The organism is Gordonia sp. (in: high G+C Gram-positive bacteria) (assembly GCF_047600385.1).
Classification (GTDB): domain Bacteria; phylum Actinomycetota; class Actinomycetes; order Mycobacteriales; family Mycobacteriaceae; genus Gordonia.
Genome location: NZ_JASGKZ010000001.1, coordinates 526,409 through 545,262, shown reverse-complemented (window position 1 = coordinate 545,262; position 18,854 = coordinate 526,409). Strand labels below are relative to the sequence as shown.

The 18,854-nt window shown below is 71.4% G+C and carries 20 protein-coding genes; 5 read left to right on the top strand and 15 right to left on the bottom strand.

Going from position 1 to position 18,854, the window contains the following annotated elements:
• Positions 1-41: 41 nt before the first annotated feature.
• From QM809_RS02465 to QM809_RS02435, 7 genes are all read right to left on the bottom strand, one after another.
• Positions 42-1,076 carry a heme-dependent oxidative N-demethylase family protein gene (locus QM809_RS02465; RefSeq protein WP_415044258.1) on the bottom strand — a complete coding sequence of 345 codons (1,035 nt, stop codon included), beginning with the start codon at positions 1,074-1,076 and terminating at the stop codon, positions 42-44.
• Complete coding sequence (locus tag QM809_RS02460; RefSeq protein WP_415044257.1) at positions 1,073-2,062, bottom strand: PDR/VanB family oxidoreductase; 990 nt, start codon at positions 2,060-2,062, stop codon at positions 1,073-1,075. Before QM809_RS02460 ends, QM809_RS02465 begins: the two co-directional genes overlap by 4 nt.
• On the bottom strand, positions 2,059-3,585 hold the full coding sequence (locus tag QM809_RS02455) for a heme-dependent oxidative N-demethylase subunit alpha family protein (protein ID WP_415044256.1): 1,527 nt from the start codon (positions 3,583-3,585) through the stop codon (positions 2,059-2,061). The genes QM809_RS02460 and QM809_RS02455 overlap by 4 nt, the downstream gene beginning before the upstream one ends.
• Positions 3,582-4,571 (bottom strand): PDR/VanB family oxidoreductase, encoded by a 990-nt coding sequence (locus tag QM809_RS02450; RefSeq protein WP_415044255.1) that lies wholly within the window; start codon positions 4,569-4,571, stop codon positions 3,582-3,584. The genes QM809_RS02455 and QM809_RS02450 overlap by 4 nt, the downstream gene beginning before the upstream one ends.
• Positions 4,568-5,179 carry a dimethylamine monooxygenase subunit DmmA family protein gene (locus tag QM809_RS02445; RefSeq protein WP_415044254.1) on the bottom strand — a complete coding sequence of 204 codons (612 nt, stop codon included), beginning with the start codon at positions 5,177-5,179 and terminating at the stop codon, positions 4,568-4,570. Before QM809_RS02445 ends, QM809_RS02450 begins: the two co-directional genes overlap by 4 nt.
• Positions 5,180-5,225: 46 nt before the next feature.
• Complete coding sequence (locus QM809_RS02440; protein WP_415044253.1) at positions 5,226-5,615, bottom strand: ethanolamine utilization protein; 390 nt, start codon at positions 5,613-5,615, stop codon at positions 5,226-5,228.
• Between the two features lie 222 nt (positions 5,616-5,837).
• Positions 5,838-6,995 (bottom strand): FAD-binding oxidoreductase, encoded by a 1,158-nt coding sequence (locus tag QM809_RS02435; RefSeq protein WP_415044252.1) that lies wholly within the window; start codon positions 6,993-6,995, stop codon positions 5,838-5,840.
• A 126-nt stretch (positions 6,996-7,121) separates the two neighbouring features.
• Here QM809_RS02435 and QM809_RS02430 point away from each other — a divergent pair, with 126 nt between their 5' ends.
• Positions 7,122-8,438, top strand: coding sequence for an amidohydrolase family protein (locus QM809_RS02430; RefSeq protein WP_415044251.1), 1,317 nt, complete (start codon positions 7,122-7,124; stop codon positions 8,436-8,438).
• Between the two features lie 30 nt (positions 8,439-8,468).
• Positions 8,469-10,160, top strand: coding sequence for an acyl-CoA dehydrogenase family protein (locus QM809_RS02425; RefSeq protein WP_415044250.1), 1,692 nt, complete (start codon positions 8,469-8,471; stop codon positions 10,158-10,160).
• Between the two features lie 57 nt (positions 10,161-10,217).
• Here the strand turns inward: QM809_RS02425 and QM809_RS02420 are convergent, their stop codons facing one another.
• Positions 10,218-10,859 (bottom strand): TetR/AcrR family transcriptional regulator, encoded by a 642-nt coding sequence (locus QM809_RS02420; protein ID WP_415044249.1) that lies wholly within the window; start codon positions 10,857-10,859, stop codon positions 10,218-10,220.
• 52 nt (positions 10,860-10,911) lie between these two features.
• Here QM809_RS02420 and QM809_RS02415 point away from each other — a divergent pair, with 52 nt between their 5' ends.
• Positions 10,912-11,433 carry a DUF4334 domain-containing protein gene (locus QM809_RS02415; protein ID WP_415044248.1) on the top strand — a complete coding sequence of 174 codons (522 nt, stop codon included), beginning with the start codon at positions 10,912-10,914 and terminating at the stop codon, positions 11,431-11,433.
• 12 nt (positions 11,434-11,445) lie between these two features.
• Here QM809_RS02415 and QM809_RS02410 read toward each other — a convergent pair whose 3' ends face one another.
• From QM809_RS02410 to QM809_RS02395, 4 genes are read right to left on the bottom strand one after another with little or no spacing between them, the layout of a single operon-like run.
• On the bottom strand, positions 11,446-12,606 hold the full coding sequence (locus tag QM809_RS02410) for an LLM class flavin-dependent oxidoreductase (protein WP_415044247.1): 1,161 nt from the start codon (positions 12,604-12,606) through the stop codon (positions 11,446-11,448).
• Positions 12,603-13,355, bottom strand: coding sequence for an ABC transporter ATP-binding protein (locus tag QM809_RS02405; RefSeq protein WP_415044246.1), 753 nt, complete (start codon positions 13,353-13,355; stop codon positions 12,603-12,605). Before QM809_RS02405 ends, QM809_RS02410 begins: the two co-directional genes overlap by 4 nt.
• On the bottom strand, positions 13,352-14,212 hold the full coding sequence (locus QM809_RS02400; protein WP_415044245.1) for an ABC transporter permease: 861 nt from the start codon (positions 14,210-14,212) through the stop codon (positions 13,352-13,354). Before QM809_RS02400 ends, QM809_RS02405 begins: the two co-directional genes overlap by 4 nt.
• Positions 14,209-15,165 (bottom strand): ABC transporter substrate-binding protein, encoded by a 957-nt coding sequence (locus QM809_RS02395; protein ID WP_415044244.1) that lies wholly within the window; start codon positions 15,163-15,165, stop codon positions 14,209-14,211. The genes QM809_RS02400 and QM809_RS02395 overlap by 4 nt, the downstream gene beginning before the upstream one ends.
• Before the next feature lie 277 nt (positions 15,166-15,442).
• On the opposite strand from QM809_RS02395, the gene QM809_RS02390 reads away from it, so the two are divergent.
• Positions 15,443-16,303 (top strand): sulfurtransferase, encoded by an 861-nt coding sequence (locus QM809_RS02390; RefSeq protein ID WP_415044243.1) that lies wholly within the window; start codon positions 15,443-15,445, stop codon positions 16,301-16,303.
• A 51-nt stretch (positions 16,304-16,354) separates the two neighbouring features.
• On the opposite strand, the gene QM809_RS02385 is transcribed toward QM809_RS02390, so the two are convergent.
• Positions 16,355-16,651: a hypothetical protein gene (locus QM809_RS02385; protein WP_415044242.1), complete on the bottom strand. Its 297-nt coding sequence runs from the start codon at positions 16,649-16,651 to the stop codon at positions 16,355-16,357.
• Between the two features lie 120 nt (positions 16,652-16,771).
• Positions 16,772-16,894, bottom strand: a complete 123-nt coding sequence (ykgO, locus tag QM809_RS02380; RefSeq protein WP_415044241.1) for a type B 50S ribosomal protein L36 — start codon at positions 16,892-16,894, stop codon at positions 16,772-16,774.
• A 160-nt stretch (positions 16,895-17,054) separates the two neighbouring features.
• Here ykgO and QM809_RS02375 point away from each other — a divergent pair, with 160 nt between their 5' ends.
• Positions 17,055-17,810 (top strand): ABC transporter permease, encoded by a 756-nt coding sequence (locus QM809_RS02375; protein ID WP_415044240.1) that lies wholly within the window; start codon positions 17,055-17,057, stop codon positions 17,808-17,810.
• A gap of 52 nt (positions 17,811-17,862) precedes the next feature.
• Here the strand turns inward: QM809_RS02375 and QM809_RS02370 are convergent, their stop codons facing one another.
• On the bottom strand, positions 17,863-18,783 hold the full coding sequence (locus tag QM809_RS02370; RefSeq protein WP_415044239.1) for a TIGR03564 family F420-dependent LLM class oxidoreductase: 921 nt from the start codon (positions 18,781-18,783) through the stop codon (positions 17,863-17,865).
• Positions 18,784-18,854: the final 71 nt, after the last annotated feature.

Below are 18,854 nucleotides of genomic sequence, written 5' to 3'. Positions count from 1 at the left end.
ACCGGTCGGGTTCGAGGCGGGGTCCGGGATCGGACGGGGGGTCAGGGGTCGAACGGGTCGGGGAGTCGGCTCCGGAGGTGGGCGACGACGTCGTCGCGGTACTCCAGGAAGCCCTTGTACGCGGCGACGTCCTCGTCGAGCGTCTCGATCACCGAGGCCAGCTGGGCCGCGTACTCCGGGATCGTCCTCACCTCGTCGAGCGAGGCCATCAGGGTCCGGATGTTGAACGTCACCGCGCCGGAGGCCGGCAGCCGGATGAAGTGCTCCAACTCGATACGCAGCCGCGCCCGGCCGAAGTCGCCGTCGGCGACCATCGCGGGGACGTCGCCCGCCCACTCGGGCGACTCCTCCAGACTCACGTCGAGCTTCTGCGAGTCCGACGCCGACAGCGTCCAGTTGACGCGGCGATACACCTGGTCGGCGGGAAGCCTGCGCAGGAACTGCTCGGCCCGGGCCACGATGCCGTCGCGCACCAGCCCGGGGACCGGCGCGTGGATCTCGTACATGTCCATGCCGACGTCGAACGAGACCGCCCAGCCCGCCGCGAACGTCACGACGCCCGCATCGAAGTACAGGCGCCCGTCGCGTTCGACGACGAGCAGCAGATCGTCCGGGATCTCCCGGGCCAGGAACTCCATCGGACCGTACGGGAGGGAGTCCCGGTCGCCGACGACGAATTCCTGGTCTGTGCCCAGCAGCGTGTTGCGCCAATGGAGACGACCGCCGTCGTACTCGTCCAGTCGCATCGCCGCCGGATAGCTCAGCGCGAGGTCGCGAAGATAGTAGAGAAGCAGATCCCAGCAGGCGGACTCCATGCCGCGGCGGATCCGGATGCGCGCCGGATCCCGATCGAGGATGCGGCGGCGTTCGGCCATGATCGCCGGATACTCCTCTCCGCCCAGATCCACCAGATACCTGCCCCACTCGCCCGCGCGGGTCCGGTGCGGGATCCGGCCCGGTTCCACGTTCACCGAGTAGCTGAACTCCTCGGTCTCGTCCGGGAACGGCCAGGGCAACGCGGCGAGACGGTTCACCGCGCCGGTCGCGAAGTCGGTGGCGGCGGGGGAGACGGTCATAGCGGCACCTCGATGTTCGATCCACGCGAGACGCAGCAGAGCATGCTGTCGCCGCGCGTGCGTTCCTCTTCGGTCAGGACGAAGTCGCGGTGGACGACCTCGCCGCCGGTCACCGGGATACGGCATTCGCCGCACACCCCCTGCCGGCACATGTTGGGGACGGCGACACCGGCGTCGAGCAGGCTCTGCAACGCCGACACCCCGGACGGCACCTCGACGGTCCGTCCGCTCGCGGTGAGGGTGACGGTGAACGGTTCGCCCGGATCCTGCTCGGGCGCGGCGAACATCTCCAGGTGCACCCGCGCGGCCGGCCAGCCCGCCCCGGCGGCCAGCGCGCGGTAGGTCTCCAGCATCGGCGCGGGGCCGCACGCGTAGGCGTGGGTCCCCAGGGGCTGGTGCCGCAGCAACCGGGTCAGCGCCTCGGTGGTCTCCGGAACGCCGGTCGCCTCGTGCAGGGTGATGCCCGGCCGTTCGGCGAGTTCCCGCAACTCCGTCAGGTGCGCCGCGTGCCCCGGCCGGTACGAGTACAGGACGTCCGCGGTCCCGCCGTCGCGGACCGCGGCCCGGGCGTGCGAGAGGATCGGGGTCACCCCGATGCCGCCCGCGACGAGCAGCGCGTGATGCTGATCGGCGACCGGGGCGAACATCGACCGCGGCCCCTCGACCTCGATCTCGTCGCCGACCGCGAGGTGATCGTGCAGCCGGTCCGAGCCGCCGCCCTCGCCGCGGCGCAGCACCGAGATCCCGTACGACGTCGGGAGCAGGCCGTCGTCGACGAGCGAATACGCGTTCCGATGGTCGCCCGCGGTCACGATGACGTGGCTGCCCGGCTGGAACGGGATGAGCGGGGTCCCGTCCGTCGGCGTGAACCGGAAGTGCTTCACCGACTCGGTCAGCGGCACGATCTCGGCGACCCGCAGGAGGCGCGGGGCGGTGCGGTAGGCCGGATGCAGGTGGGAGTTCCGGGGCGCTTCGACGGTGGTCACGACGCCGCCTCCGTGCTCACGGGGCCCCCGGCGCCGGACGCGAGGAAGCTGCCGTGGACCGCCGCATGGTGCGGATGGATCTCGACTCGCCGCCGGCAGCCGGGGCAGGTCACCGTCTCGCCCGGGGCCCCGACCACCCGGTGGGTCGCCCGACACTGGGCGCAGTACATCGGCAGATCGTCCAGCCCGGTCACGAAGCATGCGAGTTCTTCGGCCAGCGCCCCCGACTCCCGGGCCAGGGCCAGTGCGGTGAGCACGTCGTACTGGCCGCCGGTCACGTGGATCCGCACCCCGGTGCGCGTCCGGGTCAGCTCGTCGATCAGCCGGGTGCGGTCGTCGGCGTCGCTCAGGGAGTCGAGCACCAGCATCCGGGTCGGTGCGATGACCCGCGCGGCGTTCAACCAGGTCTGGGCGGTGTGCGAGACGAGCCGGTCGTGTCCTATCGCGACGAGGAGAAAGGAGGCGGCCCCGGTGTCCGGTTCGGCCGGGCGGGTGGGCCAGTCGGGCAGCCCCGGCGGCCGGTCGGCCGGGTGCCGCTCCAGCCACCTCGCCGCCCGATCCTTGTATTTGTCGATGCCCTTGTACTCGGCCATGTCCTCGGGGAGTTCGGCGAGGACCGCGGCGGTGCGGGTGCGCCACGGTTCCACCGCGGCCAGCTCCTCCAGGGGCATCAGGTAGGTGCGGATCAGGAACATCACCGCACCGGAGTCGGGGAGCCGGACCAGATGCTGCACCTCCACGCGCAGGTGGACGAGCCTGCCGAAGGTCTCGTCGTCGACCGTCTGGACCAGCTCCCGGTCCGGGCCCCAATGCGGGTAGCGCTCGGTCGAGACGTCCAGTCGGCGGCCGATGGTCAGCGACCAGTTGGTGCGGCGGTACGGACGGTGCGGCTGCAGGCTCTTGATGAACTCGTGGGCCCGGGTGATCACGCCCTCCCGGCGCACCCGCGGCACCGGGCCGTGGATCTCCAGGAAGCTCATGCCGACGTCGAAGCCGAAACTCCAGTCCGCGCCGAAGGTCACCAGACCCGCGTCGACGTACAGCTGGTCGTCGCGCTGGTCGAGCAGGGCGATGTCCTCCTGCACCTGCGCACCGATGAAGGCCAGCGGCTCGGCGGGGAGCGTCGACGGGTCGCCGTAGTCGAACTCCACGTCGATGCCGAGCAGCCGGTTGGTCCAGCGCCAGCGGTCGCCGTCGAGGCGCGCCAGCGTCATGACGTCCGGGCGGACCTCGGCGAGCTCGCGCATCAGGGTGAGCATCGCGTCCCACGCCGCGGGCGCCATGTGCGGCAGCACCGCGAGGCGGGACGGATCGTCGGCCAGGATGTCGGCGCGTTCGGCGAGCTCGGCGGCGTAGTGCCGGTCGACGTCGACCAGCGCCGCACCCCAACTGCCCGCCGCGGTGTCGACGGTGCGGTCGGCGGGCTCGACGTTGGTGCTGTAGCGGTACTCGTCGGCCGGGAAGGGGAACGGGAACCGGCCGGCCGGGGATTCCGAGGCGGTCGGGGTGTCGGTGACGGTCACAGGGGAACCTCCAGGGTGCGGTGGCGGTCGGCGCGGGAGACGCAGGGCATGATCGCGGTGCCTGCGGCCTTCTCGTCGTCGGACAGGTACAGATCGCGGTGGACGGGGGTGCCGCCGGTCAGCGGGATCCGGCACTGTCCGCAGACCCCTTGGCGGCACAGGTTCGGGACCTCGACCCCGTTCTCCTCGAGGGCCTCGAGCAGGGAGACTCCGGACGGGACCTCGACGCGGGCACCGGACTCGGTCAACGCGACGGTGAACGGCTCGCCGGGGTCGAGGGCCCCGACGCCGAAGCGCTCGAAGTGGATCCGGGACGGCGGCCAGCCCGCCGCCCGCGCCGACTCGACGACGTGGTCGATCATCGGGCCGGGTCCGCACACGTACAGGTGGGTGCCGATCGGCTGCTCCACCAGGGTCCGGGCCAGGCGCGCGGTGAACTCGGCGCGGTCGTCGAAGAACTCGGCGGCCGGGCCGGCGAGCTCGGCGATGTGGTGCAGGTGCGCGGCGCGTCCCTCCCCGAACGCGTACATCACCTGGACCGGGCGGCCCCAGCGGTGCGCGGCACGCAGGTGGGAGAGGATCGGCGTCACCCCGATGCCGCCGGCGATCAGCAGATGTCTGGTCGCGGCGGCGATCGGGGCGAAGGCCGAACGGGGGATCTCGACGGTCAGCTCGTCGCCGACGGCCACCCGCTCGTGCAGCCACCGGGAGCCGCCCGCGCCGCCGGTGACGCGCAGCACCGACACGGTGTACTCGTTCGGGGCGATGCCGTCGCCGGTGAGGCTGTAGGCGTTGACGGTGCCCGCCCCGGTGCGGATCGGCAGGTGGCTGCCGGGGACGAAACCGGGCAGTCCGGCGCCGTCCGGTGCGGTCAGGGTGAACGACCGGATGTCGGGCGCCGGTTCGTCGATCCCGGCGACCGTCAGAGTCAGGGTGTCGGGCGGGCGGCGGACGGCGGAGGTCGACGGGTGGGCGGTGACGGTCATCGGACCGGCTCCTTCCGGGTGAGCGCGGCGGCGAGGACGGGATCGTCGACGTCGGCGGGCCGGGCGGTCTCGGCGTCCTCCTGGAAACCGAGGAAGCGGCCGGTGCGCCGGGAGAGGTGGTGGTAGACGACGAGGTCGCGGCCGCAGCCGAGACACCGGACCCGATCGCCGACCGCGCACTCGGACGGGGTCACGGCCCGACAGTGCGCGCAGTGGACGTCGACCGGTCCGGTGCCGACGGGGGCCACCGCGATCTCGTCGTCGCACAGTCCGGCCGAGAGCGCGGTGGCGCGCAGGGCCAGGCAGTCGCCCGGCGGGCCGGTGAGCAGCAGGCGCACGCCGACGGTGGCGCGACTCAGCGCGTACCGCAACACCTCGGCGGAGTGCGGTCGGTCGACGCCGAAGAGCACGGTCGTCGCCGACCCCTCGGGGTCGAACTCGGCCCGCCACCGCGCGGCGAGGCGGGGGCCGTCCGGGCCGATGCCGACGAGGATCCGGGTGCGGCCGTATCCGCCCGCGGGAGGTGCGGGCGTCCCGGCCGGCGACCGGTCGCCGGCCGCCGCGGGACGGGCCCACTCGGGGATGCTGGAGTAGGCGATCTGCTCCATCGCGCTCACCTTTCTGCTGTGCCGACCTGAGGGGTGTCGAGTCGGGTCAGAGCAGGGTGCCGTCGCGGTAGCCGGTGTAGAAGGCGAGGGCGTGGTCGGGAGTGCTGAAGTAGATCTTCGAGCCCTTCGGGAAGAAGATGGCGTCCTTGGCCTTGGCGACCAGTCTCTGGCCGGTCTCCTTGTTCTCCAGCAGGAACTCGCCCTCCAGGACCACCTTGGTCTCGTCGTACTCGTACTCGTAGTACAGCGGCGCCTCGGTGTGATACAGCTCGAAGTAGCCGCAGCACATTGGGCTGCCGTCGGGGTTCTCGTAGGTGTCGCCGATGAACCCCTCGGTGCCGGGGAACTCCTCCTCGGACATGCGGGGCAGATCGAGGTGGGCGTTCGAGGTGACCCGGAACGGGAGGGCGGTGGGGGCGGTCGCTTCGACGGTCATGTTGGGCTCCAAACTCGGTGACGGTCTCGGGGACTTCGAGCCTCGGCCGATCGATCATTGCCAGGAAACGAAGTCACCTACGATGAAACAGTCATCGGGTTTCGGAGATGTGACGGTCAGATTGAGGGCTGGGAACGCGTGGGACGTCGCGGGGCGATGCCGTCGCACCGTCGTAATCGGCGCAGGTCACGACGCCCGTGTCGACGCCGGACCCGGTCCGGGTCAGCTGATGACGGGGTCGTGCAGCATCCGGTCGATGGGCACGCCCGCGAGACGGAGCTTCAGCTTCGTCGACGCGATCATGTCCTCGGACCCGGCGATGAGGACCTGATGGTCGGACCAGTCGCCGAACTGCGCGGCCACGTCGCCCACCCGGCCGACGAGGATCTCGGTGCCCCACTGGCGGGGATCGGGGCCGCCCTCGGCCCACCAGGGATCGCTCTTCTCCTCGATCACCCCGGTGACCCGGAGCCACGGGTTGGTGGCGGCCAGCTCGCACAGGACGGCGAGGTCGTAGAGCTCGGCGGGGAACCGCGCGCCGTAGAAGAGATGCGTGGGCGGGGAGTCGGCCCGTCTGGCCATCTCCAGCAGGATCGCGCGCAGCGGTGCCAGCCCGGAGCCGCCGGCGACCATCAGCACGGGCCGGTCCGGCTCCACCTGCAGCACCCCGTGCGACTGGGCGAACGTCCAGACGTCGCCGGGCGCGGTCTCCTTGACGATCGACATGGAGACGTTGCCGCCGGGCACCGCGCGGACGTGGAACTCCAGCTCGCCGTTCTCGTTCGGCGGGATCGCCGGAGAGAGGTCGCGCCACGCGTGCGGCCACTGGGGGATCCGGGTCTCCAGATACTGTCCGGCGTGGAACGGCGGCATCGGGTCGATCGCGACCAGGCGGATCACGGCCCGTTCGCGGTTGATCGTGAACTTCTGCACCACCCGGGCCCGCCAGGTGGCCGGGCCCTCCGCGCTCTGCGCCGCACCGCGCATCACGCCGGTGGTGAGCAGCATGGCCTGCACGACGGTCTCGGCGACGTCGTCCTTCCAGTCCGGCCCGAACAGGACCGCGGACTCGGCCACCAGCGCGCGGAACATCAGGTGGTAGTGCTCGTCGGTGACCCCGTACTTGCGGTGATCGCGGCCGAGCTGCGCCAGGAGCTCGATCAGTTCGCTGTGCCCGTCGTCGGCGGGCAGCACTTCGAGCACGTGGTCGAGCACGTCGGTGATGGCCTCCCGGACATGGCTCATGTGGGCGGGGAACATGTCCCGCACCGCGGGCGAGGAGCCGAAGAGTCGGGCGAAGACCTTGTGGGCGAAGACATCCGAGTCGGCGGCGATCATGTCGCGGAGGCGATGCAGGATCGGGGGCGTCGGCTGATTCATGCGCGTGCTCCTCCCTGACCGTCGCGGGATCACCAAAGGTTCCCAGAGACTCCAGGATAGTCCTGCCGTCGCGTCGGACTTCTCACAGGAGCACGATTCGCCGACCGGATGTGGCAGTCTGACCTCGTGTCGACACTGGACGGGCGGGTGACAGGGATCGTCGACGCCCATGCCCACTTCTTCAATCCGCGGACTCCGCCGTGGAGTCTGCAGCGGCTCGGCCGATCCTCGGTCCCGGTGCTGCGCGCGCTGCCCGCGCCGCTGCTCCGGCTCGCCGGGAGGTTCACCGACGAGCACCGGCTCGGCGACATCGCCGGTCCCGGTGCGCTCGGCCGCCGGTACGAGATCCGCGAATACGGCCGGGATCTCGCCGGACTGGGGACCGTCGCCGGCGTCTCGGTGGAGTCGGTGATCCCGGTCGATTCGCAGTGGCGTCGTCGTTCCTCGCCCGACGACGCCGCGGCCGACATCCGCCGGAACACGGAGTACCTGGCGGGTCTGGCGTACGGGAACGGCATGCCCGCGCTGGGCGGACTCGTGGTGCCCGCCGACGACCGACTCCCCGATCTCGGGATCCGGGAGTCGCTGGCGCACGACGAGGCGGGGCTGATCCGCGGTGTCCGGCTCCGCTGGGGACGCCACCCCGATCCGCTGGTGTACGACTGGTCCGACGACGCCGCCGTGCTCGACTCGGCGAATCTCGGTCGGACGCTCCCGAGCCTGATCGAACGCGGACTCCTCCTGGAGGTGCTGTGCTACTCGCACCAGCTCGGCGACCTGGCCGTGTTCGCCTCCGACTATCCGGAGCTGCCGATCGTCGTCGGGGCCCTCGGCCTGCCGGTCGGGGTGTTCGGACCGGTCGGGAGCTGCACCGGGACGACGGCGGCGGCGCGCGCGGACATCATCGGTCTCTGGCGCGAGCGGATGGCGATGCTCGCCGCCCGCCCGAACGTGTCGGTCAAGATCAGCGGGATCGCGAACTCGCTGTTCGGGTACGGGCGCGAGCGGTCCGGGAACATCGGCGGGCAGCACATCCTGGCCGACATGATCGGGCCGCTGGTGCTGCACGTGGTGGACCGGTTCGGGCCCGAACGCGTCCTGTTCGGCTCCAATGCGCCGCTCGACGACCACAACGCGACCATCGACGTGACGGTCGGTGCGCTGCTCGACGTCCTCGCCGACCGCGGCGACCACCTGCTGGCGCATTTGTTCGCGGAGAACGCGCGCCGCCTGTACCGGATCCCGGAAGCCGGCCCGAAGCCCGGAGAACCGGAGCCGGCGGGACCGGAACGTGAAGAACCGGGGTCTGCGGGACCGGAGGGTTCGGGTGCCGAGATCTCCGGCGGCGTGGACACCAGGAACGGGGATCCGGAGGCCGGCGGGGAGCCGGGCCCCGATCAGGAGTCCGCCGGGGACGCGCTCACCGGCGACCGGAAGATCTGAGAGAGACCCTGTAGAGAGAAAGGCCCCGTCATGGCGTCGCACCCGTCGTCGACCCGACCGGAACCGCACGTGACCCACCGGGTCCTCAACCAGCCGCCGCCCCGGATCGACGTCAACGAGTACCTCGGCAACCGGGTGCTGGTGGAGGCCGTCGCCCGGCACGACGGCGGGTGGGCCGACGCCGAGCTCACCGAGATCGGCGCGCACGTGGGCACCGCCGAGTTCCAGCACGACGCGCACCTGGCGAACACGATCACCCCGGTGCTGCACACGCTGGACCGGTGGGGCGAGCGGATCGACGAGGTGGAGTACCACCCGGCCTACCACCGGATCATCTCCTCGGCGCTCGCCCACGGTGCGCACACCCGCTGCTGGGCCGATCCGCGACCGGGTTCGCACGTGGTGCGGGCCGCCGCGTTCATGCTGTTCGGGCAGATCGAACCGGGGCACGGGTGCCCGGTGTCGATGACCCACGCGGTGATCCCCTCCCTGGAGCTGCAGCCCGACCTCGCCGCGCACTGGGTGCCGCGCGCCCTGCGCCGCGACTACTCGCCGGAACTGTCGGCGGACAAGCCGTCGGCGATCTTCGGGATGTCGATGACCGAGAAGCAGGGCGGTTCGGACGTCCGGGCCAACACCACCGTCGCCGAGCCCGCGGGACGCGGCGGGCCGGGGCGGCCCTACCTGCTGACCGGGCACAAATGGTTCTGTTCGGCCCCGATGTCCGACGCGTTCCTGGTCCTCGCGCAGATCGACGGTCTCGGCGACCGGCCCGGCGCGGGACTCTCGTGCTTCCTGCTGCCGCGCGTGCTGCCCGACGGGACGCGCAACGTCTTCCGGATCCAGCGCCTGAAGAACAAACTCGGCAACCGGTCCAACGCCTCGAGCGAGATCGAACTCGACGGCACCGTCGCACACCTGGTGGGCGAGCCCGGGCGCGGCGTCCGGACGATCATCGAGATGGTCGCGCAGACCCGGCTCGACTGCGTCCTCGGCTCGGCGGCGGGCATGCGGCAGAGCGTCGCCGAAGCGCTGTGGCACGCCCGGCATTGGAAGGCGTTCGGCGCGACCCTCGTCGACCAGCCCGCGATGACCGCGGTGCTGGCCGACCTCGCGCTGGAGTCCGAGGCGGCGACGGTCACCGCGATCCGACTGGCCCGGGCGCACGACGACGATGCCTCCGACACCGAGCGCGCCTTCCGCAGGCTGGCCACGGCCGTCGCCAAGTACTGGATCTGCAAACGCGGACCGCACCACTCCTACGAGGCCCTCGAATGCCTCGGCGGCAACGGCTACACCGAGGACTTCCCGCTGGCCATGCGCTACCGGGAACAACCGGTGATGGCGGTCTGGGAGGGATCGGGCAACGTGATCGCGCTCGACGTCCTGCGGGCGATGACCCGCGAACCCGAGTCGGTCGGCGCGTTCGACGCCGAGGTGAACCTGGCGCGCGGTGCGCATCCGCTGCTCGACGACCACCTCGACCGGGTGCGGGTCCGCCTCGCCGAACTGGCCGGGCTGAATGCGGCGTCGGCGCAGCGTCGAGCCCGCGGAACGGTGGAGGCGATGGCGCTCGCCCTGCAGGGGTCGCTGCTCGTCCGGTACTCGCCGACCCCGGTGGCCGAGGCGTTCCTGGCCGCCCGCCTGGGACCCGATCGGGGACTGGAATACGGCACGCTCCCGGCGGGCGCCGACCTCGCGGCGATCCTGGACCGGCACTGAGGGCTTCCGTCGGCTGAGCCGCGGCCCGGCTCAGGGGTCGAGATCGGTGACGAGGCGTTACGCGGTCGAGCCGGCCGCGTCGGCCTTGGCGGCGGCCCGCCGGGCCATGGCCTCCTGGATCTTCGGGTCGGTGTCGACGCAGTGGCGCAGGCTCCACTCGTACTGTTCGAGCGAGGTGCCCGCGGCCTCGTGACCGGCGAGCAGCAGCATGCACAGTGCGGCGAACTGCTGCGCGTGATCGTCGTCGACGCCGATGCCGCGGAAGTGCCGGGCGATGGTCTCGCGTCGGATCTCGTCGACCTGGGCGAGAGCCTCGTGGATGCGTTCGTCGCCCGCGGCCCAGACCCGGATCGCGGCCTCCGACCGGTGCGGGAGATGGATCGCCACCTGGATCAGGGCTTCGATCCGGTCGTCGACGTCCACCTCCTCGTCGAGCCACTCGATCAGACGATCGGTGGTCTCGATCCGCCAGTGCTCGATCAGCTCTCCCTCGAACTCCTTCCAGTTGCGGAAGGAGTGGTAGAACGCGCCGGTCGTCAGACCGGTCTCCTCGCAGACCGCGGCCTGTTTGAAGCCCTTGTAACCGTCGCGTCCGAGCACGCGCATGCCTGCGGCGAGGAAGCGGGTGCGCAGCGGGGAGTCCTCGGGAGAGGCATCCTCGCGGGGCGATCCGTCCTGGCTGATCCCGTCACTCGTCATGCCCATGATTCTGCCAGCCCGCCGTTCGTGATCTTGCGTTAACGTGACCTGCATGGTGAGTGGCGCCGAATTGAAGGCCGGGGTGGACCCGGTCCGTGCCGCGGCGGTGTTCGATGCGCTCGAGCCCGTCACGGCGGAGCAGATCCTCGGCCGGTGGCACGGCAGCGAGGTCCCGACCGGACACCCGCTCGACGGGCTGCTCGACGTCTCCGGTTGGTACGGAAAGGAATTCGTCGACACCGAGACCGTGCACCCGCTGCTCTTCGGGAGGCCCGGCGCACTGTGGGCGGTGAATCCGAAGCTGATGCCGCTCGGCCTGTTGAACCGGCTCGGCACGCGGTTCCCTCGGTGGCTGCCGCCCGGCGGGACGGCGCTGTTCCGGCTCGCCGCCACCGGCAGTCCGCGGGCCCGGCTCCGCGAGGTGGAGTTCCGGGGCCGGGTCGGCGCCGCCATGGTCTACGACGACCTCCCGATCATCGACCACTTCCGCCGCCTGGACGACGACGCGCTCCTGGGCGCCATGGACCTGCGCGGTTCACGCAGCCCCTACTTCTTCCTGCTCGAACGGGACTGACGCGGTCGGCGCTCAGCTCGCCGAGACCCGCAGATCGGCTGCGGCGTCGGACGGGGCGTCGGACCGGGACTCGTCGAACAGCGGTGTGACGCCTTCGGCGAATCGGTAGGCCTCTTCGATGTGCGGGTTGCCGGAGAGGACGAAGTGGTCGATGCCGACGTCGCGGTACTGCTGGATGAGGTCGGCGACCTCCTCGTGGCTGCCCACCAGCGCGGTGCCCGCGCCGCCGCGGACCAGCCCGAATCCGGCCCAGAGCCCCGGATGCACCTCGAGGTTCGACGGATCGGCCGACAGCGCCGCCTGCCGACGCTGCCCCTCGGACTGGGAGCCGTCGATCGACCGGCGGGCCAGGGCGATCGTCGCCGGGTCCATGCGGTCGAGGAGCTTGCGGGCCTCGGCCCAGGCCTCGTCGTGGGTGTCGCGGGTGATCACGTGGGCGCGGATGCCGAAGGAGAGCGGCTTGTCCTGAGCGGAGTCGAAGCGGTCGTGTTTCGCGGCGCGGGCGCGGACGTCGTCGACGAGTCTGCCGACCGCGGCGGGCGGCTCGGTCCAGGTGAGATACGTGTCGGCCTGGCGGGCCGCGGACTCCCGGCCGGCCTCGCTCGCGCCGCCGAAGAAGATCTCCGGCACGGGCGACGGCGGGGTGGCGACGACGGCGCCCCGGACGTCGTAGTACTCGCCGGTGAAGTCGTAGGGGACACCGGTCCACGCGTGCCGCACGATGTCGAGGAACTCGGTGGTGCGCGCGTACCGTTCGTCCTTGCTCAGATGGTCGCCGAAACGGGCCTGTTCGGCCTGATCGCCGCCGGTGACGACGTTGAGGGCCAGCCGCCCGCCGGACAGGTTCGCCAGGGCGGCGGCCTGTTGGGCGGCCAGCGTCGGAGAGATCAGTCCGGGGCGGAACGCGACCAGGAACTTCAGGCGCCGTGTCGCGGCGATCAGCGCCGAGGCCACGATCCACGAGTCGTCGCACCAGGTGCCGGTCGGGGTGAGGACCGATTCGAAGCCGAGCCGGTCGACGGTCTCGGCGACCAGCGTCAGATACTCCAGATCGGGTGCTCGGCGCGCGGTGGCGTAGCCGCGGTGCGTGGTCGCCTCGGTCACCTCGCGGCCGTCGCCGGTGGTGGGCAGATACCAGTGGAAGTGCGGGGCTCCCGGGTGCGGAGTGCTCATCGGACGTCCTCTCCTCGCCGGGCGCCGGAGGGTGCCGGGGCGCCGACGCCGAGGTGTCCCAGGACGCGTTCGCGCAGCTCCACCAGGCGGAGGTCGTCGCGTTCGCGGGGCCGCGGGACGTCGACGGCGATGTCGTGGGCGAGGCGTCCCCCGTCGAGCACGATCACGCGGTCGGCGAGGACCACGGCCTCCTCGACGTCGTGGGTGACGAGGAGCGCGGCGAAACCGTGCTCGGCCCACAGCCGGGTGAGCAGGGCGTGCGCCTCCAGTCGGGTGAGCGCGTCGAGGGCGCCGAAGGGCTCGTCGAGCAGCAGCAGATCGGGTTCCCGGACCAGGGCCCGGGCCAGTGAGGCGCGCTGGGCCTCGCCGCCGGACAGCGTCAGCGGCCAGGCGTCGACGCGGTGCCCGAGCCCCACCTCGTCCAGGGCCTCGGCGGCCAGGGCGTCGAGGTCGCGCCGGGTGGCGCCGGGGCGCTCGAGGTTCAGCGAGACGTTCGCGCGGACCCGGCGCCACGGCAGCAGCCGGGGCTCCTGGAAGGCGACGGCGCGCGAGCCGTCGACGTCGAGCTCACCGTCGTAGCCGTCGTCGAGCCCGGCGATGATCCGCAGCAGCGTCGACTTGCCCGAACCGGAGCGGCCGACCAGGGCGACGATCTCGCCGCGGTCGACGTCCAGGTCGATGCCGGACAGCACCTCGACGTCGCCGAACGCGCGGGAGACGTCACGGGCGTGAACGATGGGCGTGGTCATCGGGCGGTCCTCCAGCGCAGCAGATACGATTCCAGGCCCCGCACGATCGCGTCGGTGGCGAGACCGAGGAAGGCGTAGATCACCAGGCCGAGCACGATGATGTCGTTGCGGAGATAGGTGCGGGCGTTCATCACCAGGTAGCCGAGACCGGCGTCGGCGTTGATCTGCTCGGCGACGATCAACGACAGCCACGCGATCGAGAGCGACAGCCGGAAGCCGGTTAGCGCGCTGGGGACGGAACCGGGCAGGATCACCGTCCGGGCCAGGCCCCACCGGCCGAGACCGAGGGAGCGACCGACCTCGATCAGCTTCGGATCCACGCTCGCGATCCCGGCCACCAGATTCAGGTAGAGCGGGAACATCACGCCGAGGGCGATGAGGAAGATCTTCGGCTCCTCGCCGATCCCGAACCACACGACGAACAGCGGGATCAGGCCGAGGAAGGGCACGGTGCGCAGCATCTGCAGCGGCGGGTCGATCGCCAGATCGGCCACCCGGAAGAAGCCGACCAGCAGGCCGAGGACCAGGGCGAGTGTCACGCCGAGGAGCAGGCCGTAGGCGACGCGTTCCAGGGAGATCGGCAGCGCGGCCGACAGGCTGCCGTCGTTCCAGGTCTCCCGGGCGGCGGCCAGGACCTGGGACGGCGCGGCGAGCTTGTCCTCGGGGAGCACCCCGGTCACCGACAGCACCTGCCACAGCACCAGCAGGGCCGCCGGGGAGATCAGCCGGAGCAGTCCGCTGTGACCGATCGCGGGCAGCGGCAGGGCGAACCGGCGGCGGGGCCGGTCGGCCTCGGTCGCGGCGGTCGGCGTCGTCGTGCCGACGACGCGGTCCGGCCGGGTGAGCACGCTGGTCATGACCGGGTCCCCTCGATCACGTCGTTGAACCGGGCGTCGAAGTAGTCGGCGGCGGTCGGCTTGTTCGGGATCACGCCCGCGCCGGAGAACAGGTCGATCAGCTTCTGCTGCTTGGCGATCCGCGCCTCGTCGATCGTGACCACCTCGCGTGCGGAGGTGTCGAAGGTGGCGGCGGCGACCGGCTCGGGCAGCGTGGTGAGCTTGCTGAAGATCGGGACCCACCGGTCCTTGTGGGCCACGGCCCACCGCTGCGCGCGGGTCACCCGGCCGACGAAGTCGCGCAGCGCCTTCTTCTTCGCCGGGTCGGCGAGGGCGGCGTCCGAGGCCAGGTAGTAGCCCTGCTGGGTGGTGAGGCCCTTGCCGTCGGCGAGCACGCGGGCCTTGCTCTGCCGGGTGCCGATGGTCGCGTACGGATTCCACACCGCCCAGGCGTCCACCTGTCCGGAGTCGAAGGCGGCCAGGCCCTCGTTCGGGGTCAGGAACGTCTCGGTGATGTCCGACGGCTTCAACCCGGCCCTGTCGAGGAGGGCCAGGACCAGTCCGTGGGAGCTCGACCCCTTGGTGAAGGCGACCTTCTTGCCCTTCAACTGCTCCACCGAGGTGATCGGCGAGTCCTTCGGGACCAGCAGGAAGTCGTTGGCGGCCTCGCCGGCGAGGACCGTGATGATCTTCAGCGGGGAGCCGGCGGACTGGGCGAACAGCGCGGGGACGTCGCCGGTGGACCCGACGTCCACCTTGCCCGCGGCGGCGGCCTCGAGCAGCGGCGGGCCGGCCTCGAACGACGCCCACCGGACCTTGTAGGGGAGGTCCTTCGACTCGCCCGCCGATTCGAGCAGCGTCTGCGTGGACTTCACCTGATCGCCCACCACGAGGGTCACGTCGCCGGTGCCCGCGTCGGCGTCGGACGAGTCCGCGGAGCAGCCGACGGCAGCCGCCATGACCGCGGCGGCCACCGCGAGAGACACACCTGTCCGACCGATTCTGTTGCGTGACACCGTCACTCCTCTGTTGCCTGCTCAAGCCGCCGGGATGGCGGTACGACGAGTCTGTGCGGGGGCCGGAGACTGGGCAAACGGGTTCGGATCAGGGTGCGCGAAAGTCGCGTCGGTGCAGGTCAGGGTGTTTCTCTTTGTGCTCACGGTGGGCATAACGTTCGGCTCACGGTGAGCGTGATTAGGCTCGTGGCCATGCCCGGGGAGCCGGGGCCCACGTGCGAGAGCGGAGCGAAGGATGACGCAGGTGCTGATCACGGTGGACGAGCTGGTCGACGCGATGCCGTCGGATCGGCCGCCGGTGGTGCTCGACGTGCGATGGCGGCTCGGCGACGACGAGGGCTTCGCCCGCTACAAGGAGGGGCACGTCCCGGGCGCGATCCACGTCGACCTGAACACCGAGCTCGCGGCGCCGCCGAGCCCCGGACTCGGCAGGCATCCGCTGCCCACGGTGGACGACCTGCAGGCCGCGGCCCGGCGCTGGGGGATCGACTTCGGGGCGCGCGTGGTGGTCTACGACGACTGCGGAGGCCTCTCCGCGGCGCGCGCCTGGTGGCTGCTGCGCTGGGGCGGCATCGCCGACGTCCGGCTCCTCGACGGCGGTCTGGGCGCGTGGCGCGACGCCGGACTGCGGCTCTCGAAGGGCGATACGACGCCGCGCGCGGGAAACGTGATCCTGACACCCGGCGGACTGCCGACCGCCACGATCGACGACGTCGCCGCACTCGCCTCCGCGGGGGAGGGGGCGCCGGTGCTGCTCGACGCCCGCGCGGGGGAGCGCTACCGCGGGGAGATCGAACCGGTGGATCCGCGGCCGGGCCGCATCCCGGGTGCGGTGAGTGCGCCGACCACCGAGAACCTGTCCGCATCGGGGACGTTCCGGAGCGCGGAGGAACTGCGGTCGAGGTTCACCGGACTCGGGCTCGGGGAGCCGGGAGACGGTGCGGGTGCGGCGGCGATCGTCTACTGCGGATCGGGGATCAACGCCGCGCACCAGATCGCGGCGCTGGAGATCGCCGGGTACCCGGGCGCGGTGCTGTACCCGGGGTCGTACTCGCAGTGGAGCAACGACGAGACCCGCCCGGTCGAGACCTCGTGATGTGAGGTCCAGGCCCGAACGGGTCCGAGTCGTGGTGCCGGTGCGTGCGGCTCAGTGGTCGTCGTAGTGACCGTCGTGGGCGGCGTGGCGGTGGCCGTCGTGCACGTAGTCGACGTGATCGCCGTGCTGGACGGCCTCGTGGCCGCAGTCGTCACCGTGCTCGTGGTCGTGATCGGCGTGGACCACGTGCTCGGTGGTCTCGCACTCGTCGTAGTGGCCGTCGTGCTCGCGGTGCAGGTGGCCGTCGTGCGCGTAATCGGTGTGGTCGCCGTGGGCGACGGCGGTGTGGCCGCAGTCGGCGCCGTGCTGATGGTCGTGGTCGGCGTGCTCGATGTGGGCGGTGGTCATGGCATCTCCTCGGACGGATTCGGATCGACACATTCAAATATGCGCATGGATAAATATATGGGTACGCGCATATGGTGTCAACCCCCCGTGTCGTCCGCCGGTGGCGACCGCCGGTCGGGGTCAGCCCTGTCGCGCCTTGAATCGGGGGTTCTTCTTGTCGATCACGAAGATCCGCCCGCGGCGGCGCACCACCTGAGAGCCGGGCTGGTTCTTCATGGACTTGATCGAGTTGCGGACCTTCATGCGTCACTCCTTATTGATAATTGTTATCAATAAAGAACGATAGCGAGATCCGGTGCCCGGGGCAACGGCCGGCCTTCCGCGCACACCTCCGGGGCCGGTCGCACGGACCGCCCGGCGACCGACCCGCCTCGCGCCGACGGCGGCCGGATACGGTCGGAGCATGGATGGACTCGCCGATTCCGCAGTCCGGATCGGACCGTTGCTCGCGGTGGCGCTGGTGCTCCTGGCCGCGATCGCGGTCGGAGTGAACCACGTGGGCCGGACGGGACAGGCCGTCGACACGGCGGTCGCGGTGGTGCGCGCCGTGGTGCAGCTCGCGGGTCTGGCCGTCGTGCTGGTGCTGGTGTTCCAGGCGCTGTGGGCGTCGGCGATGTTCGTCGCCTGCATGGCGCTGGTGGCGGCGTGGACCTCCGCCGGTCGCATTGATCGGGGCCGCGGATCGCTGCGGACGACGACGCGATGCCTCCTCCCGGTCGCCGCGGCGACGCTCACCGTGGTGACGGTGCTGGTCCTGATCGGGGTCCTCCCCGCGCACGGGACGGCCGTCGTCCCCACCGCGGGCATCCTGCTCGGCGGCGCCATGAACACCACGTCGCTGGCCGGTCGTCACGCGCACGAGGCGCTGCGCGAACGGGCCGGCGAGGTGGAGGCCGCGCTGTCGCTCGGGCTCGCCGAACGCGATGCGCGGGAGATGGTCGTGCGGCCGGCCGCCGCGAGTGCGCTGATCCCGGCGCTGGACCAGACGAAGTCGGTGGGGCTGGTGACGATTCCCGGGGCCTTCGTGGGCATGGTGCTCGGCGGGGCCGGGGTGGTGGACGCCGCGATCATGCAGCTGTTCGTGCTGATCGCGCTCCTGGCGGTGAGTTCGGTGGCGCTCGTGACGACCGGTGAACTGGTGTCACGGGGACTGCTCTGAAACGTCGGGGGAGCGGCCGACCCCTGCCCGCGAGCCGGCGGGCAGACCCCGGTCAGGCCTCGTCGAGGGACTGGAGCAGGGCCCGCGTGCGGGCGCGGCGGTCGGCGTCGCGGTCGAAGGGGAGCCCGACGAACTCCTCGACGCCTGCCGCGCGGATCTCGGCGATCCGCTCGGTCACGGTCGCCTCGTCGCCGATGATCGCGGCCTCCGAGGAGTGCTCGTACCCCTCGCGGTCGAGCATCGCCCGGTACGACGGCAACCCGTCGTAGACGGCGAACTGTCGTGCGGCGAGGGCCTCGGCGGCGTCGACGTCGTCGGTGACGGCCACCGGCAGCATGGCCACGGTCCGGACCGCGTCCGATCGTCCGGCGTCGGCGGCCGCGGCGCGCAGGGTCGGCACGATGTGGTCGCCGAGGGTCTTGGGGCCGGTCATCCAGGTGACCGTCCCCGACGTGCGCCGGCCCGCGACCCCGAGCATCTTGGGGCCGAGGGCGGCGAGATAGACCTCCGGCGTCGGGGTCTCGGTCAGGCTGAGGGCGCCGTGTGCGGAGACGAACCTCCCGTCCGTCGACACCTTCCGGTCGTCGAGCAGGGGCAGCAGCGCGTCGAGGAACTCCTCGGTGCGCCGGACGGGATGGTCGTAGGGGATGCCCCACATGCCCTCGGTCACCACCTGGTGGCTCAGCCCGAGACCGAGGCTGAGGCGTCCGCCGACCACCGCGTCGACCGTCAGCGCACGCTGCGCCAGCAGCATGGGGTGTTGATTCTGGATGGGCAGGACGCCGGTGCCGAAGCGGATCTCCGGGACGGAGTGCCCGGCCACGGCGATCATCGTCAGCAGATCCGGTTCGCTCGGCATCTGGGTGGACCAGACGCGGCGGAAGCCCTCGTTGTGCAGGGCGCTGAGGGTCTCGACGGCGCGGATGGCCGACGCGGTGCGCGCATTGATGGTCCAGACGACGCTGACCTGCATGGTTCCTCCGGGTGGCGGGGGCCGGGTGCGCTGCCGCGCGAACGGCCTGGCTGTCCTAACTGTGACGTATC

Bases quoted from the DNA above. Each gene is read 5' to 3' on its own strand.
- QM809_RS02370 (WP_415044239.1), bottom strand. From the start codon at position 18,783: ATGCAGGTCAGCGTCGTCTGGACCATCAATGCGCGCACCGCGTCGGCC.
- QM809_RS02375 (WP_415044240.1), top strand. From the start codon at position 17,055: ATGGATGGACTCGCCGATTCCGCAGTCCGGATCGGACCGTTGCTCGCG.
- QM809_RS02440 (WP_415044253.1), bottom strand. From the start codon at position 5,615: ATGACCGTCGAAGCGACCGCCCCCACCGCCCTCCCGTTCCGGGTCACC.
- QM809_RS02385 (WP_415044242.1), bottom strand. From the start codon at position 16,651: ATGACCACCGCCCACATCGAGCACGCCGACCACGACCATCAGCACGGC.
- QM809_RS02390 (WP_415044243.1), top strand. From the start codon at position 15,443: ATGACGCAGGTGCTGATCACGGTGGACGAGCTGGTCGACGCGATGCCG.
- QM809_RS02405 (WP_415044246.1), bottom strand. From the start codon at position 13,355: ATGACCACGCCCATCGTTCACGCCCGTGACGTCTCCCGCGCGTTCGGC.
- ykgO (WP_415044241.1), bottom strand. From the start codon at position 16,894: ATGAAGGTCCGCAACTCGATCAAGTCCATGAAGAACCAGCCCGGCTCT.
- QM809_RS02400 (WP_415044245.1), bottom strand. From the start codon at position 14,212: ATGACCAGCGTGCTCACCCGGCCGGACCGCGTCGTCGGCACGACGACG.
- QM809_RS02410 (WP_415044247.1), bottom strand. From the start codon at position 12,606: ATGAGCACTCCGCACCCGGGAGCCCCGCACTTCCACTGGTATCTGCCC.
- QM809_RS02465 (WP_415044258.1), bottom strand. From the start codon at position 1,076: ATGACCGTCTCCCCCGCCGCCACCGACTTCGCGACCGGCGCGGTGAAC.
- QM809_RS02445 (WP_415044254.1), bottom strand. From the start codon at position 5,179: ATGGAGCAGATCGCCTACTCCAGCATCCCCGAGTGGGCCCGTCCCGCG.
- QM809_RS02415 (WP_415044248.1), top strand. From the start codon at position 10,912: ATGGTGAGTGGCGCCGAATTGAAGGCCGGGGTGGACCCGGTCCGTGCC.
- QM809_RS02435 (WP_415044252.1), bottom strand. From the start codon at position 6,995: ATGAATCAGCCGACGCCCCCGATCCTGCATCGCCTCCGCGACATGATC.
- QM809_RS02425 (WP_415044250.1), top strand. From the start codon at position 8,469: ATGGCGTCGCACCCGTCGTCGACCCGACCGGAACCGCACGTGACCCAC.
- QM809_RS02450 (WP_415044255.1), bottom strand. From the start codon at position 4,571: ATGACCGTCACCGCCCACCCGTCGACCTCCGCCGTCCGCCGCCCGCCC.
- QM809_RS02420 (WP_415044249.1), bottom strand. From the start codon at position 10,859: ATGACGAGTGACGGGATCAGCCAGGACGGATCGCCCCGCGAGGATGCC.